The sequence below is a fragment of the Lysobacter antibioticus genome, from assembly GCF_000731095.1.
GTDB classification, from domain to species: Bacteria; Pseudomonadota; Gammaproteobacteria; order Xanthomonadales; family Xanthomonadaceae; genus Lysobacter; species Lysobacter antibioticus_B.
Window position 1 is genome coordinate 135,158 of record NZ_JMTZ01000011.1, and the last position, 15,082, is coordinate 150,239.

At 68.3% G+C, this 15,082-nt stretch carries 10 protein-coding genes; 6 read left to right on the forward strand and 4 right to left on the reverse strand.

All coding sequences use genetic code 11. From position 1 onward, the window contains the following. Positions 1-147 precede the first annotated feature (147 nt). From EX88_RS0104490 to EX88_RS0104510, 5 genes are all read left to right on the forward strand, one after another. Positions 148-5,139 carry an alpha-2-macroglobulin family protein gene (locus EX88_RS0104490; RefSeq protein WP_081930624.1) on the forward strand — a complete coding sequence of 1,664 codons (4,992 nt, stop codon included), beginning with the start codon at positions 148-150 and terminating at the stop codon, positions 5,137-5,139. Between the two features lie 26 nt (positions 5,140-5,165). After that, positions 5,166-6,176 carry a hypothetical protein gene (locus EX88_RS0104495; RefSeq protein ID WP_031370803.1) on the forward strand — a complete coding sequence of 337 codons (1,011 nt, stop codon included), beginning with the start codon at positions 5,166-5,168 and terminating at the stop codon, positions 6,174-6,176. A 106-nt stretch (positions 6,177-6,282) separates the two neighbouring features. Further along, entirely contained in the window at positions 6,283-7,359 is a 1,077-nt protein-coding gene (locus EX88_RS0104500) for a hypothetical protein (protein WP_031370804.1), read from the forward strand. Positions 7,360-7,545: 186 nt separating this feature from the next. After that, on the forward strand, positions 7,546-9,858 hold the full coding sequence (gene pbpC / locus EX88_RS0104505) for a penicillin-binding protein 1C (RefSeq protein ID WP_161786077.1): 2,313 nt from the start codon (positions 7,546-7,548) through the stop codon (positions 9,856-9,858). A gap of 128 nt (positions 9,859-9,986) precedes the next feature. Continuing rightward, positions 9,987-10,589, forward strand: coding sequence for an NAD(P)H-dependent oxidoreductase (locus tag EX88_RS0104510; RefSeq protein ID WP_031370806.1), 603 nt, complete (start codon positions 9,987-9,989; stop codon positions 10,587-10,589). 267 nt (positions 10,590-10,856) lie between these two features. On the opposite strand, the gene EX88_RS0104515 is transcribed toward EX88_RS0104510, so the two are convergent. Then, complete coding sequence (locus EX88_RS0104515; RefSeq protein ID WP_031370807.1) at positions 10,857-11,459, reverse strand: ferritin-like domain-containing protein; 603 nt, start codon at positions 11,457-11,459, stop codon at positions 10,857-10,859. 132 nt (positions 11,460-11,591) lie between these two features. Continuing rightward, the gene (locus tag EX88_RS0104520) at positions 11,592-12,068 is read right to left on the reverse strand and encodes a peroxiredoxin (protein WP_031370808.1); all 477 of its coding nucleotides are present in this window, start codon (positions 12,066-12,068) and stop codon (positions 11,592-11,594) included. 162 nt (positions 12,069-12,230) lie between these two features. On the opposite strand from EX88_RS0104520, the gene EX88_RS0104525 reads away from it, so the two are divergent. Continuing rightward, positions 12,231-13,124, forward strand: a complete 894-nt coding sequence (locus tag EX88_RS0104525) for a DnaJ C-terminal domain-containing protein (protein ID WP_031370809.1) — start codon at positions 12,231-12,233, stop codon at positions 13,122-13,124. A gap of 185 nt (positions 13,125-13,309) precedes the next feature. Here the strand turns inward: EX88_RS0104525 and pilH are convergent, their stop codons facing one another. Further along, positions 13,310-13,681, reverse strand: coding sequence for a twitching motility response regulator PilH (gene pilH, locus EX88_RS0104530; protein WP_031370810.1), 372 nt, complete (start codon positions 13,679-13,681; stop codon positions 13,310-13,312). 60 nt (positions 13,682-13,741) lie between these two features. Continuing rightward, positions 13,742-14,734 carry a YhdH/YhfP family quinone oxidoreductase gene (locus EX88_RS0104535; RefSeq protein WP_031370811.1) on the reverse strand — a complete coding sequence of 331 codons (993 nt, stop codon included), beginning with the start codon at positions 14,732-14,734 and terminating at the stop codon, positions 13,742-13,744. Positions 14,735-15,082 lie beyond the last annotated feature (348 nt).

A 15,082-nucleotide genomic window follows, 5' to 3' on the forward strand; every position in this document is an offset into this window, starting at 1 on the left:
GCCCGGCGGACGAATGACGAGTGGCTTGCCGGTTGGGTTCACATCGGCCGTGTGTCCGCGTCATGCATCCATGACATAGAGCACAACGATTACCGCTTGCGTGCGCTGGCTCTATACTCCGTCGCAGTTTCCCGAGAGATACGCATGATGCGCGCCACACCCTTGGACGGACCCACGAGTAAGACCCCTCTCTCGAACCTCGCGCCACGACGCGACCGGTGCCGCTTCGGCGGCCTGGCCCGTGCCGCGGCGGCCTTGCTGATCGCGGCCACGGTGTTGGTCGCCGGCTGCAAGCGCGACACCAGCGGACAATTGCCGGAGATCACCGGCGAAGCGATCCAGGCCAAGCGCGATGCGATCAAGGGCTTCGCCCTGGTGGCGGCCTATCCCGATCAGAAAGGCAGCGACGAGCTCGCCATCGCCCTCGAATTCAGCCAGCCCCTGGTGGGCACCCAGAGCTTCGACGAGCTGCTGGCGGTCGCCGACAAGAACGGCGCGGCGGTGCAGGGCAGTTGGGTGCTCGACGAGGGCGGCAAGATCCTGCGCTTCCCGCACGTCGAAGCCGGCAAGGACTACGTGGTCACCATCAAGGCCGGGCTGACCGCCGCGGCCGGCGACCGCATCGGCCAGCAAATCAGCAAGCCGGTCCACACCGGTCCGCTCGATCCGGTGGTCGGTTTCGCCTCGCAAGGCAGTGTGTTGCCGGCGCGCGACAGCCGCGGCCTGCCGGTGGTGTCGATCAACGTGCCCGAAGTCGACGTCGAGTTCCTGCGGGTCAAGGAAAAGGAACTGCCGAAGTTCTTCTCCGAGTACCAGCGCGGCGGCCGCCGCGGCAGCTGGGACCTGGAACGCGACTGGGACGACAAGAAGCCGCTCTCCAAGCTGGCCGAGCCGGTCTACGTCAATCGCTTCGTGCTCGGCGGCAAGCCCAACGAGCGCGTGCTGACTTACCTGCCTTTGCAGGACATCAAGGAACTGCAGGAGCCGGGTCTGTACTTCGCGGTGATGAAGCGCGCCGGCCAGTTCAAGGACGAGTTCGAGACCGCGTTCTTCACCGTCAGCGACCTCGGCCTGCATGCGCGCGCCTACAAGGACAAGCTGTTCGTGCACGTGGCCTCGCTGGAGGCCGGCGAAGCGGTCAGCGGCGTCGAATTGAAGGTGCTCAACGCCGAAGGCGAGCCGGTGCTGAAGGGCGAGACCGACAGCAACGGCAACGCCATGCTCGGCTACAAGCTCGATGCCGGCCATGTGCTGATCGCCCAACGCGGCAGCGACGTGTCGATGCTGCCGTTCAACCAGCCGGCGCTCGACCTGTCGGAATTCGCCGTCGCCGGCCGCGAACAGGCCTGGTTCGACGTGTTCGCCTGGTCGGGCCGCGACCTGTACCGCCCCGGCGAAACCGTGCGCCTGTCGGCGCTGCTGCGCGACCAGGACGGTAAGCCGGTCGACAGCAAGGGCAAGGCGCTGCAGCCGCTGTTCCTGCGTTACGTGCAGCCGGACGGCAAGACCTTCCTGGAAACCCGCCTGCAGCCCGACGCGCAGGGCTATGTGCGGCATGCGCAGCTGATTCCCGCCGACGCCGCCACCGGTCGTTGGCGCGTCGAATTCCGTACCGACCCGAGCAGCAAGGAAGCGGTGCAGGGCATGACCCTGCGCATCGAGGAATTCCTGCCCGAGCGCCTGAAACTCGAACTCGATGCGCCGGCCGTGCTCAAGCCCGGTCTGCCGTTCAAGCTCGGCGTCGATGCCGCCTATCTGTACGGTGCGCCCGCCGCGGGCAACCGTTTCACCGCCAAGCTCGCGGTGATGATCGAGCAGCATCCGCTGGAGCAGTTGCCGGGCTATTTCTTCGGCGACCCCACCATCACCCTGCCGAAGGAAGCCAAGGACGTCGTCGACACCAGCCTGGGCGCCGACGGCAAGTTGCAGCAGGACATCGCCTTGCCGGACGAGGCCAAGCCGGTCAGCACCATCGCCGCGATCGTCACCGGCAGCGTCTACGAGACCGGCGGCCGCAGCGTCAACCGCAGCCTCAAGCGCGTGCTGTGGCCGGCCGATGCGCTGGTCGGCGTGCGCCCTTTGTTCGACGACAAGGACGGCACCGACGCCGACAGCAACGCCGGCTTCGAGATCGCCCGCGTCGGCAGCGACGGCAAGCCGCGCCCGGCCACCGGCCTGCGCGTGACCCTGATCCGCGAGCACCGCGACTATCACTGGAACTACGGCGACGAAGGCGGTTGGGACTACGACTTCACCCGCCGCTACGAAGACATCGAAGTGCGCAACGTCGACGTCGGCGCCGCGCCGGTCAAGCTGAACTTCCCGGTCAAGTGGGGCGAGTACCGGGTCGACGTCTACGACCCGGCGACCAAGCTGACCACGCGCTATCCGTTCCGCGCCGGCTGGAGCTGGGACGACCAGAACCGCGGCCTCGACGCGCGTCCCGACAAGGTCAAGCTCGCGCTCGACAAGACCGCCTACAAGGCCGGCGACACGCTCGAAGTCACCCTGACCCCGCCGCACGCGGGCCCGGGCCTGTTGATGGTCGAGAGCGACCGCATGCTGTACGTGCAGTCGATCGATGCCAAGGCCGGCAGCAAGTTCAAGATCCCGGTCACCGCCGACTGGGAGCGCCACGACGTCTACGTGACCGCCCTGGTGTTCCGCGGCGGCAGCGCGCCGAGCAAGATCACCCCGGCGCGCGCGGTCGGCGTGGCCCACGTCAAGATGGACCGGCGCGAGCGCAAGGTCGCGGTCGGCCTCAACGTGCCCAAGCTGATGCGTCCCGAGCAGGATCTGCCGGTCATCGTCAGCGCGCCGCAGCTGGCCGGCAAAGAGGCCTACATGACCGTGTCCGCGGTCGACCTGGGCATCATCAACATCACCCGCTTCCCGGTGCCGGACGCGGCCGCGCATTTCTTCGCCCAGCGCCGTCTCGGCGTCGACGGCTACGACGTCTACGGACGGGTCATCGAAAGTTACGAAGGCGAGACCGCCAAGATCCGCTTCGGCGGCGACATGGCCTTGCAGGCGTTGCCGCAGGCGCGGCGCCCGACCGCGCGTGTGCAGACCGTCGATCTGTTCGCCGGTCCGGTCAAGCTCGACGCCCAGGGCATCGCCCGGATCAAGCTGGCGGTGCCGGACTTCAACGGCACCCTGCGCGTGTCGGCCCTGGTCTATGCCGGCGGCAGCTACGGCAACCGCGACGCCGAAACCGTGGTGCGCGCGCCGGTGCTCGCCGAGGCCAGCACGCCGCGCGTGCTCGCGCCCGGCGACAAGAGCAACGTCACCCTGGACGTGCAGAACTTCACCGGCAAGCCGGGCGAGTTCGAGGTGCGCGTGGAAGGCATCGGCCCGCTCGGCCTGTCCGACGGCCAGCACAAGCTCTCGCTCGGCGTCGAAGCCAAGCGGACCCTGACCTTCCCGATCGTCGCGCGCGAGGGCTATACGACCGCGCAGGTGCGGGTGCGGGTGGACGGCAACGGCTACAAGGTCGACCGCCGCTACGACGTGCCGGTGCGCCCGGCCTGGCCGTCGGTGCTGCGTTCGCGCACGCGCGTGCTCGACGAGCTCGGCACGGTCCAGCTCGGCGCCGATTTCGCCGACGGGCTGATGCCCGATTCGGTCAACGCGCGCATGGTGATCAGCGCCTTGCCGCCGATCCCGTTCGCCAGCGCCTTGCAGGGCGCACTGGAATACCCGTACGGCTGCGCCGAGCAGACCACGAGCAAGGGCTATGCCGCGCTCGAACTCGACGACGCCACCGCCAAGATGCTCGGCGCCAAGGGCCTGGACGCCAAGCAGCGGCGCGCGCGCATGGAAGGCGCGTTCGGCCGTCTGGCGGCGATGCAGATCGGCTCGGGCCACTTCTCGATGTGGGGCGACGGCGACTACGTCAACCCGGCGATCACCCCGTACGTGGTCGAGTTCCTGCTCGACGCGCGCGACGGCGGCTTCGCCGTGCCCGAGGCGATGCTGCAGAAGGCGTTGAAGGTGCTCAACGAGGATCTGTTGTCGGGCAATGCTTCGTTCTACGGCTACGACCGCCGCGAACACCTCAAGTTCGCCTATCAGGCCCATGCCGGCTACGTGCTCGCACGGGTCAACCGTGCGCCGCTGGGCACCTTGCGCGCGCTCTACGACAACGACCGCAAGCAGAGCCTGACCGGCCTGCCGCTGGTCCACCTCGGTCTGGCCTTGTCGCTGCAGGGCGACAAGGGCCGCGGCGCCAAGGCGGTCAAGGAAGGTTTCGCGCGCGATCCGGCCGACCGTCCCGAGTACCTCGGCGACTACGGCAGCCGCTTGCGCGACGACGCCTTGATGATCGCCCTGGTGCACGAGCACAAGCTGTCCAAGCCCGAGTACGAGGCGCGCGTGGTCGGCATGGGCCGCGAGCTCGATGCGCGCCGCAACAGCGGCTGGTTGTGGCTCAGCACCCAGGAGCAGGTCGCCTTGGCGCGGCTCGGCAAGGCCTTGATGGCCGACCAGAGCAAGCAGATCTCCGGCCGCTGGACGGTTGGCGACAGCGCCTCGGACGCCGACCCGGCCAAGCTGATCGGCCGCGTGTTCGACTACGCCGCGCTAGCCCGCGGAGTGAGCTTCAGCCCGAGCGGCCAACCGCCGTTGTACGCCAGCATGGAAATCGCCGGCGTGCCGCGCACCGCGCCGGCCGCGGACAGCTCGATGATCGAAGTCGGGCGCAAGTACTACACGACCGAAGGCAAGGAATGGTCGGGCGGCGGCCTGGTCGAAGGCGAGGCGCTGATCGTGCAGGTCACCATCAAGGCCCGTCGCGCGATGCCGGATGCGTTGCTCACCGACCTGTTGCCGGCCGGTCTGGAGATCGAGAACTTCAACCTCGGCGACGCCAAGCAGTGGGCCGGCGTGGTGGTCGACGGGATCGAGATCTCCGAACGCAGCAGCGCCGCCGAAGTCCGCCACGAAGAGTTCCGCGACGACCGCTACATCGCCGCGCTCAAGCTCGAGCAGAACCAGACCGCGCGGGTGTTCTATCTGGTGCGTGCGGTCACGCCCGGCACGTATACGGTGCCGCCGTCGCTGGTCGAGGACATGTACCGTCCCGATCTGCGTGGCGTCGGCCGGGCCTCGCCGGCCTCGCTGACGGTGCGTCAGCCTTGATCCGGAGCGGGGCGGCGGGAAGCGCGGTGCTTTCCGCCGCGCTGGCCTCGCTGCTGGCGGCCTGTACGCTGCCGGCAGCGCCGGCGGCGTCGGATCCAGCGCCGCAGGCGACCGCCGATGCCACCGCGGTCGCCGTGGCCGAGGCTGTGGCCAGCCCGGCCCAGCCTGTCGTCGAAGCGCCGGCCCCGGCCCATCCCTTGCAGATCGCCGCCGAGGCGTTGATGCGCAAGGACACGCCGCAATTCGACCGCTACTACGCCGACTACGCGATCGGCGACCTCGATCGCGACGGTCGCGACGACATCGCGGTCGAGTACGGCATCGGCGAAGAGGGGGCGATGCGCCATGTCGCCAATCACGTGCGCATGCTGATGGCGCGCGAAGGCGGGCTGCAGTTGGTGCCCGACGACGGCGAGAATCTGTTCGGCTATTGCGCGGCCCTGCGCGGCGTCGTCGACGGCGTGCTGCGGGTCGATGAGCTGGAAGCCTGCATGGTGCCGTTCCCGAAGGCCATCGCGCATCACCGTTACGAATGGTCGGGGCAGGGCTTGCGCCAGCTCGATGAGGAATCGCCCGAGCAACGCATCCTGTCGCAGTTGGCCGAAATCGAAACCGCATTGCGCGAACAACGCGACGAGGTGCTGATCCGGCATCTGCGCGAGCACCCCTTGTCGATCCGCCCCGGTGCGGCGCCGGCAGTGCAGGGCATCGACCGCTCTTTGTTCGTCGATGCGCCGCGGCGCGAGGCTTTCGCCACGGCGGTCGAGCGCTTGCGCAAGGCGGGGTTGCAGTCGCTCGGCAGCGACGAATGGCAGGCCAAGGTGCGCGGCCGCGACGCCAGCAGCAGCGGCGAGTATCGGTTGCAGATCGATCTGAGCCCGGATCAGGGCCTGATCGAGACCGACGACGCCAGCTACGTGGTCGATGCCGAGGTCATGCTGGAATGGCCGCAGCGCGACGGCAGCCATTACCACGCCAATTTCCGTCTGATCGAAGGCGAGCTGTACCTGCTCGACCACAATTCCGATGAAGTCTGACGCCTGAAATCCGACGCGCGCGACCGACGCCCGGTCGCGCCGCAACACTCGTACCGCCCGAGGTCCGGCCCGAGGCTGCGACCGCCACCCCACGCAAGGAGCGAACATGCGCAAGATCGCAGTACTGTCCCTGATGCTCGGCCTGGCCGCCTGCCAGTCGGGCACCGACGCCGCGCCGGCCGATGCGGCCGCGCCGAAAGATGCATCCGTTGCAGCCCCGGCGGCGTCCGCGCCGGCGGCCACCGCCGAGGCGCAAAAAGCCACCGCCGAGCGCGCCTTCGCGGCCTTGCGCAAGCTCGACCCCGGCTTCGAACGGCTGGGCTTCGAACACTTGGTTGGCGATCTCGACCGCGACGGCCACGACGATGTCGTGGTCTTGTTCGGCCAGGGCACGCCCGATGCGACCATGGCCGCGTCGAAGAAACTCGTGGTGCTGATGAGCCGCGGCCAGGACTTCCAGGCGCTGCCGCAAGCCGGCATGCCGGAGTTCTGCCCGGAGCTCGACAAGATCTCGACCGGCCGCCTGTACCTGCGCGCGATCGACATCTGTTCGGCGGCGCGGCCCAAGACCACCGACTATTACGTCTATGCCTGGAACGGCCAGACCGTCGCCCAGGCCGAACACCAGAGCCGCCAGCAGCGCGTCCTGTCCGAACTCGCCGAACTGGGCCGGGCCTTCCGCACGCGCGACAAGAACATCGTGCTCGGCCGCATGAACTTTCCGCTCGAGGCCATCGGCCTGCCGATCTACGAGACCGAGCTGGAAAAAGCCGCCAAGGCCGCCGGCGGCAAGATCGATCGCGCCCTGGCCGAGAAGCACTACGCCGACCTGTTTCCCGATTCGCGCGCCGACACCTATGCCGAGACCATCGAGCAGGTGATCGGGCAGACCTTCGCGAGCGAGCCGGACGGTACCCTGGTGGCGAGCCGTTCGCAGCAACGCGGCAAGAGCGAAGAAACGTATTCGATCAGCATCCAGCCCGATCCGGACGCCGACCGCGAGGAAGGCAACCGCGACCTCATCGACGCCGAAGTGTCGGTGATCGCAGCGGCGGCCGAAGAGGTGGAAGTGGCCGACGGCGAGGGCGGCAAGAGCGTCGAACGCCAGGAGGGCGCCGAAAGCCTGATCCTGTACCTCATCGATGGACGCCTGCGCCTGGCCGCGTTCAACGTCGCAGGCTGAGCGCCTGCCGCGCCGCGCCGCTGCCTCCCCGGCAACGGCGCGCCGCGCTGACGTAAGCTGATCATGGTCTTTGCCGGTCGTAACGTGTCCACCCTGTCCACCGAAACCTCCGTTCCGCCCCGGCGCGAGCCGTCCCGACGCGGTCCGCCCCGGCGCCGTGTCGCGCTGAAAACGCTGTTGGCGCTGATGCTGTTCGCGATCGTGGCGATGCTGCTCGATCTCGCGTTTCCGTTGCCGCTGCCGAAACCGCGCGATGCCGGCGCCGTGGTCACCGCGGCCGACGGCACGCCGCTGCGCGCCTTCGCCGACCGCGACGGCGTCTGGCGCTATCCGGTGCGCGACAGCGAGGTCTCGCCGCTGTATCTGCAGGCCTTGCTGAATTACGAAGACCGCTGGTTCTGGAAGCACCCCGGCATCAATCCGGTGGCGATGCTGCGCGCCGCCGGTCAGTGGCTGCGCAGCGGCCGCGTGGTCTCGGGCGGCTCGACCCTGACCATGCAGGTCGCGCGCATCCTCGATGCCGCGCCGGGGCAGAACCGGCGCAGCCTGTGGTCGAAGAGCCGGCAGATGCTGCGCGCCGTGCAGCTCGAAGTGCATTTGTCCAAGCGCGAGATCCTCGGCCTGTATCTCAACCGCGCGCCGTTCGGGGGCACCGTCGAAGGCGTGGAAGCGGCGAGTTGGGCGTATCTCGGCAAACCCTCGTCGCGTCTGTCGCATGCCGAAGCCGCACTGCTGACGGTGTTGCCGCAATCGCCGAGCCGGCTGCGACCGGATCGCGAGCCCGAGCGTGCGCGCAAGGCGCGCGACAAAGTATTGCAACGCATGGCGGCGCTGAAGGTCTGGTCGCAGGACGAAGTCGCCGACGCCCGGGTCGAACCGGTGGTCGCGCGCTCGCTGCAGCCGCCGCGTTACGCGCCGTTGCTCGCGCAGCGGTTGCGCGTGGAGAACCCCAAGGCCTTGCGGGTCGCGTCGACCATCGACCTGGAGCTGCAACGCACCTTGGAAGATCGCGTATCGGCGTATTTCTCCAGCCTGCCCGAGCGCACCTCGGCGGCCTTGCTGGTGGTCGACAACGCCAGTCTGGAAGCGCGCGCTTATATCGGTTCGGTGACCTTCGGCGATGCCGCGCGGCTCGGCCACGTCGACATGGTCAAGGCTTGGCGTTCGCCGGGCTCGACCTTGAAGCCGTTCCTGTACGGACTGGCGCTCGACGACGGCCTGATCCATTCCGAAAGCCTGTTCGTCGATGCGCCGCAATCCTTCGGCGGCTATCGCCCGGGTAATTTCGACACTGCCTTCAACGGCCCGGTCGGCGCGGCGACGGCCTTGCGCCTGTCGCTGAACATCCCCGCGGTCGATCTGCTCGATCGGGTCGGCCCCTCGCGTTTTTCCGCGCGCCTGGCCCATGCCGGCATCGACCTGCAGTGGCCGCGCGGCGCGAGCCCGAACCTGGCGATGATCCTCGGCGGCACCGGCGCGCGCCTGGAGGACTTGGTCGGCGCCTATTCGGCGTTCAATCGCGACGGCATCGCCGGGCGCGTGCGCTATCAGCGCGATGCGCCGAGGTTGGAGCGGCGGCTGTTGTCGCCGGGTGCGGCCTGGATCGTGCGCGAGATTCTCGAAGCCAACCCGCGTCCCGGCAGTGTCGAGGAAACCTTCGACACCCGCGGCCGGCCGCGGGTGGCGTGGAAGACCGGCACCAGCTACGGCTTCCGCGATGCGTGGGCGCTCGGCAGCACGCGCGGCTACACGGTCGGGGTCTGGGTCGGGCGGCCGGACGGCACGCCCTTGCCGGGCCAGTACGGCGCGGTGACCGCCTTGCCCTTGTTGTTCGAGGTGATCGACAGCTTGCCGCGGCAGAACGGCGACGCCGCCCTGCGGCCGCCACCGAAGAACGTCGAGCAGATCGAGATCTGTTGGCCGCTCGGCATCGCGCCGGACCCGCAGGCGCCCGGACTCTGTCACCGGCGTCTGCAGGCGTGGACGCTCGACGGTTCGGTGCCGCCGACCTTCGCCGAACGCGATGCGCGCTTGTGGAACGCCGGGCTGGAACGTTACCAGGCCGATGCGCGCAGCGGCCTGCGCCTGTCCGGCGAATGCAGCCAGCCGCACGAGCGCCGTTCGCGCGAACTCGCGCGCTGGCCGGCGCTGGCCTCGCCCTGGCTCGCCGCCGACACCCGCAAGGCCGCGCGCCTGCCGCCGCTGGCGCCGGACTGTAGCGACGACGGCCGCGATGCGGTCGAGGAACTGCGCATCGAAGGCATCGACGACCAGGCCACATTGGCGCGCGCGCCCGGCAATGCGACGCCGTTGCGCCTATCGATCCGCGCGCTCGGCAGCGATGCGCGGGTGCGCTGGTTGCTCGACGGACGCCTGATCGGCGAATCGCAGGGACGTGCGCGTTTCGACCACGACTTCGGCGAAGTCGGCGAGCACACGCTGACCGCGTTGGCCGATACCGGCGCCTGGTCGCGGGTGAGGTTCCGGGTGTTGCGTTAGGGCGAGCACGAAGCCCGAGTCGGTCCTCGCAGGGGGATTCCCGGCGCTTGACGAAGAAACATACCAAAGGTAACTTACATCTAGTAAGTTACCTTTGGTAATAATTCTTTCTTCTGCCGGATGCCCTCATGAACACACTCATCGTCGTCGCCCATCCCGACCCGCAATCGCTGACCCATGCCGTCGCCGCGCAACTGGCGGATGGCCTGGCGCAGTCGGGCCACGCCTTCGAGATCGCCGACCTGGCGGCCGAAGGCTTCGACCCGCGCTTCAACCACGACGACGTCGCCGGTTTCTACCTGCGCGCTGACGCGCCTGCGGACGTGCGCGCCGAGCAGGCGCGGATCGATCGGGCCGATGCGCTGGCCCTGGTGTTCCCGGTGTACTGGTGGTCGATGCCGGGCTTGCTGAAGGGCTGGATCGACCGAGTATTCGCCAACGGCTGGGCCTATGAGGAAAAGGACGGGCGGGTGGTCAAGAAACTGCAGCGCCTGAGCGTGCATTTGTTCGGCGTCGGCGGCGCCGGCGCCGGCACCTACGTCAAGCACGGTTATGAGGCGGCGATGAAGACCCAAATCGACCACGGCATCTTCGATTACTGCGGCGCCCGCGTGCTGACCTCGGAGTTGCTACTGCATACCAACCCCGACGAAGCTGCCGCCCATCTGCATACGGCCTTCGCGCTCGGCCGCGGCCTGTTCGCCGAGGCAGCGCAGGGCGAGGCGGCCTGAGGAGGCGAAGCGAACGGGAAGCATCGCGGTCGCGGCTCACCGCTCCCGCATGAGCGACTGTGTCCTGCCCCTGTAGGAGCGGCGTGAGCCGCGATCACGGGACGAAGAGTCCGCAACGCCTTCGCGAGTAATCGAAGGCGTGAATTATCGCGGGATAGGGACCGACGCCATCGTACTGAGTGTGCGACCGTGCGGGAAAGATCGCGGTCGCGGCTCACGCCGCTCCTACAGGGGCGGGGGCGAGCCGCGGCCGTTGGCTGTTGCGGCTTATCCGCCGGTCCAGCCGTTGAGCAGGTCGGCCAGTTCGTCGGCGTGTTCTTCTTCCTGCGCCAGGATGTCCTCCATCAGGCGCTTGGTGGTGGTGTCCTGGTCGCCGATGTAATCGATGATCTGCCGATAGCTGTCGATCGCGATGCGTTCGGCGACCAGATCCTCCTTGACCATGTCGCGCAGGTCGGTGCCTTCGACGTATTCGGCATGTGCGCGCTTGGACAGCACGTCGGGATTGAAATCCGGGGCGCCGCCGAGCTGGACGATGCGTTCGGCGATGCGATCGGCATGCGCCTGTTCCTCGTTGGCGTGTTCGAGGAATTCGGCCTTGATCGCGTCGGCCATCAGGCCGCTGGCCATGAAGTAATGGCGCTTGTAGCGCAGCACGCAGACGATTTCGGTCGCCAGGGCTTCGTTGAGCAACTTGATCACCGCCTCGCGGTCGGCGCGGTAGCTGTCGGTGATCGCGCCGTCTTCGATGTGCTTGCGGGCACGCGCGCGGATGGTGGCGAGGTCGGTGACGAACGCCGAGGGTTTGCCGGCGGACGATTGCGTGGATGCGGGACGGGCGACGGTCTTGCTGACGGGCTTGGCAGGCATGGTGCCTCCTGGCTGGTCGGGGGAAGAGAGCGGGAACCTCGTGCGGGCGGGTGAAGAGGAAACGCAGCGGCGCGTCGATGGAGTCGATGAAGCGAGCGGCCCGGACCTGTGGCGATCCGGGCCGGCCGCGGCTCAGACCTGTTGCAGCATGTATTCGGCCGAGGACACGCGGTACTCACCGGGTTCTTCGACGTGCAGTTGCTTGACCACGCCATCGTCGGCGTACAACGCGAAGCGCTTGGCGCGCGTGCCCATGCCGTAGGCGCTGGCGTCGAGCTCCAGGCCGAGCGCGCGGGTGAAGTCGCCGTTGCCGTCGGCCAGCATGATCATGCCGTCCGGCGCGTGCTGGCTCTGGGCCCAGGCCTGCATCACGAACGGGTCGTTGACCGCCAGGCACAGCACTTCGATGCCCTTGTCGCGGAACTCCTGGAAATGCTGGACGAACCCGGGCAGGTGCTTCTCCGAGCAGGTCGGGGTGAAGGCGCCCGGCACCGCGAACAGCACGGCCTTGCGGCCGTCGAACAGGGCCCGGGTATCGACGCTCTCGATGCCTTCGTTGATGCGCTTGAGTACGACTTCGGGAAGGCGTTCGCCGACCTGGATGCTCATGGAAATCTCCTGTGGGGGTTCGAGTCTAGGCAGCAGGTGCTAAATACCGCGTCAACGCGACTTGAAATCGCGGTCGTCGCCGCCATGCTGTCAGGCTAATGATGCGTCAAGACGGCGTGAGTGGGCTGCGCCGCGTATGGCGCTTGTATGTGGGGAGCAACGATGCAGTTCAAGGATTATTACGAAACCCTCGGCCTGGAACCGAGCGCGGGCGAGGCCGAGATCAAGACGGCCTATCGTCGCCTGGCGCGAAAGTACCATCCCGATGTCAGCAAGGAGGCCGGCGCCGAGGAGAAGTTCAAGGCCGTCAACGAGGCCTACGAGGCGCTGCGCGACCCACAGAAGCGCACGGCCTACGATCAGTTGCGCGCACGCGGCTACCGGCCCGGCGACGAAGTGCAGCCCAGCGCGGGCGGCTACGGCGGCGGCAGCCCGGACTTCGAGGAGATCTTCGCCGGCGGTGGCGCCGGCGGCGGTTTCAGCGATTTCTTCGAGACCCTGTTCGGTCGTGGCCGCTCGGCGGCCGGCGGGTTCGGCCAGCAGGGCGCCCGCAGCGCGCCGCCGCGCGGCGATACCCGGGCCAAGCTCGCGGTGTCGCTGGAAACGGTGTACGAGGGCGGCAGCATCCGCATTTCGGTCAACAACAAGACCCTCGACGTGCGCGTGCCGAAGGGCGTGCGCCCCGGCCAGCTGATCCGCCTGGCCGGGCAGGGCGCACACGGCGACCTGCTGCTCGAGATCGAATACGCCGCGCATCCGCATTTCGAAGTCGACGGCCGCAACGTGATCTACATGTTGCCGTTGGCGCCGTGGGAAGCCGCGCTCGGCGCGACCATCAGCGTGCCGACCCTGGGCGGCCCGGTCGAGCTCAAGATCCCGGCCAACTCCGAGGCGGGGCGCAAGCTGCGCCTGCGCGGCCGCGGCCTGCCGGGCACCCAGGCGGGCGACCAGATCGTCGAGTTGGAAGTGCTGGCGCCGCGCGCGGAAACGCCGGCGCAGCACGATGCCTACGAGGCGATGCGGGCGGCCTTCGGCGAGGATTGGCGGCGGGTCTGAGCGCTGCCGCGGCCATCGGCCGCGTGGGGCGTCGTGGCCGGTCGACTGCGATGCCGCAGCCGGTGCGTCGTGTCCCGAGTGCGCCGCCGATGCGCTGAAGCGAGTTTGGAAACGACAAACCCGGCTTGCGCCGGGTTTGTTCGTTCTGCTGCGAGGCGCCGGCCTGCCGGGCCCGCGTGCCGCATTCAGGCGGCCGAAGGCAGCAGCTGCGCGATGATCTCGGACAGATCGGTCTCGCTGAACGGCTTGGTGATGTAGGCCTTGGCCCCCTGGCGCATGCCCCAGACGCGGTCGGTGTCCTGATCCTTGGTCGTGACCAGCACGATCGGGATGTGTTTCGTCGTGGATTCGCGGCAAATCGAGCGCGTCGCCTGGAACCCGTTGAGGTTCGGCATCACCACGTCCATCAGGATCATATCGGGCAGCTCGCGCTTGGCCGCTTCGACGCCGGCGGCGCCGTCCTCTGCGGTCAAGGCTTCATGCCCCAGTTTTTCGACGATGCGACGAATGCCCATCAGCTGGGACGGCGAATCGTCGACGATCAGAATACGCGCCATGTGTTTCCCCCAAGAACCTGCGGCCGATTGTAGCGACGCGCCGCGCCGCTGCAATGCCAACTAGATCACGACGAGGGTCCGGCCGACCGAACCGCCGGCCAACATGCCCGGAAATACCTGCGGCAGCTCGGCCAGACCGACTTCGCGGGTGCAGATCCGGTCCAGATGCGCGGGCTTCCAGTCGCTGCCCAGGCGCTGCCAGATCTCGTCGCGGATGCTTCTTGCGGTGCCCGCGGAGGCCACGCCGAGCAGCGACACGCCGCGGATGATGAACGGCATGACCGTGGTCGCCAGCTCGTGGGTGGCGGCGAGCCCGGCGGTGGCGACGTTGCCGTAGGGCGCGGTCTGGGCGAGCAGGCTGGCCAGCATCGGCCCGCCGACGTTGTCCAGGCCGCCGCCGAAGCGCGCCGACTCCATCGGCCGCGCGGTCTGCAGGGCCTCGCGGCCGAGCACCTCGCGGGCGCCGATCGAGCGCAGGTAATCGGCTTGTTCGGGCTTGCCGCTGATCGCGTGCACCTCGAAGCCGACGCGGCTGAAGATGTCCAGCGCCAGCGAACCGACGCCGCCGGTGGCGCCGGTGACCGCGAGCGGCCCCTGCGCTGGCGTCTGCCGGTTGTCGAGCATGCGGTGCAGGGCGAGCGCGGCGGTGAAGCCGGCGGTGCCGAGGATCATGCTCTCGCGCAGGCTGAGGCCGGCCGGTAGCGGAATTGTCCACTGCGCCTGCAGGCGCGCGTACTGGCCGTAACCGCCATCGCGCACCTCGCTGAGGCCGCAACCGGTGACCAGCACCGCGTCGCCTTCCTTGAACGCCGGATCGCTCGAGGCGACCACGTGGCCGGCGACGTCGATGCCGCCGACCAGCGGGAACCGGCGCAGGATCTTGCCTTCGCCGGTGCCGGCCAGCGCGTCCTTGAAGTTGACCGACGAGTACGCGGTCTTGATCACCACCTCGCCGGGCGCGAGATCGTCGAGCGAGACCGACTCGATGCCGCTGCGGTAGCCGCTGGCGTCGTTATGGATGCGGAAGGCGTCGAAGGAGGCGGGTAGGGTCATTGCGTGCTCTGGCGGCGGTACGGGGCGTGGAGCGGCACCGGGTGGGGCGGGTGGACCGTGATGGGGGATGATAGCCGAGTGGGTAATCGCGGTCTTTTTGGCCTCTGGCAGGGGCGCTCGCGAGTGGTTGCAGCCACTTGTAGGAGCGGCGTAAGCCGCGACCAAGGCACGCGCAGACACGGCAACGCCGACGTCATTCATCGAAGCGACGTGCCGTCGCGGGGGTAGGAGCGACGCGAGTCGCGACCGCGCAACTCGCGGTTGGTGCGTTCCTTGCCGCAGAGCGATGAAGCAACATCAAGGTCTAAAGCTTCCGTCCGCTGACGCGGCCGGGTTACTTTCTTTTGC

Bases quoted from the DNA above. Each gene is read 5' to 3' on its own strand.
- EX88_RS0104535 (WP_031370811.1), bottom strand. From the start codon at position 14,734: ATGACCCTACCCGCCTCCTTCGACGCCTTCCGCATCCATAACGACGCC.
- EX88_RS0104520 (WP_031370808.1), bottom strand. From the start codon at position 12,068: ATGAGCATCCAGGTCGGCGAACGCCTTCCCGAAGTCGTACTCAAGCGC.
- EX88_RS0104490 (WP_081930624.1), top strand. From the start codon at position 148: ATGCGCGCCACACCCTTGGACGGACCCACGAGTAAGACCCCTCTCTCG.
- EX88_RS0104510 (WP_031370806.1), top strand. From the start codon at position 9,987: ATGAACACACTCATCGTCGTCGCCCATCCCGACCCGCAATCGCTGACC.
- pbpC (WP_161786077.1), top strand. From the start codon at position 7,546: ATGCTGTTCGCGATCGTGGCGATGCTGCTCGATCTCGCGTTTCCGTTG.
- EX88_RS0104515 (WP_031370807.1), bottom strand. From the start codon at position 11,459: ATGCCTGCCAAGCCCGTCAGCAAGACCGTCGCCCGTCCCGCATCCACG.
- pilH (WP_031370810.1), bottom strand. From the start codon at position 13,681: ATGGCGCGTATTCTGATCGTCGACGATTCGCCGTCCCAGCTGATGGGC.
- EX88_RS0104500 (WP_031370804.1), top strand. From the start codon at position 6,283: ATGCGCAAGATCGCAGTACTGTCCCTGATGCTCGGCCTGGCCGCCTGC.
- EX88_RS0104525 (WP_031370809.1), top strand. From the start codon at position 12,231: ATGCAGTTCAAGGATTATTACGAAACCCTCGGCCTGGAACCGAGCGCG.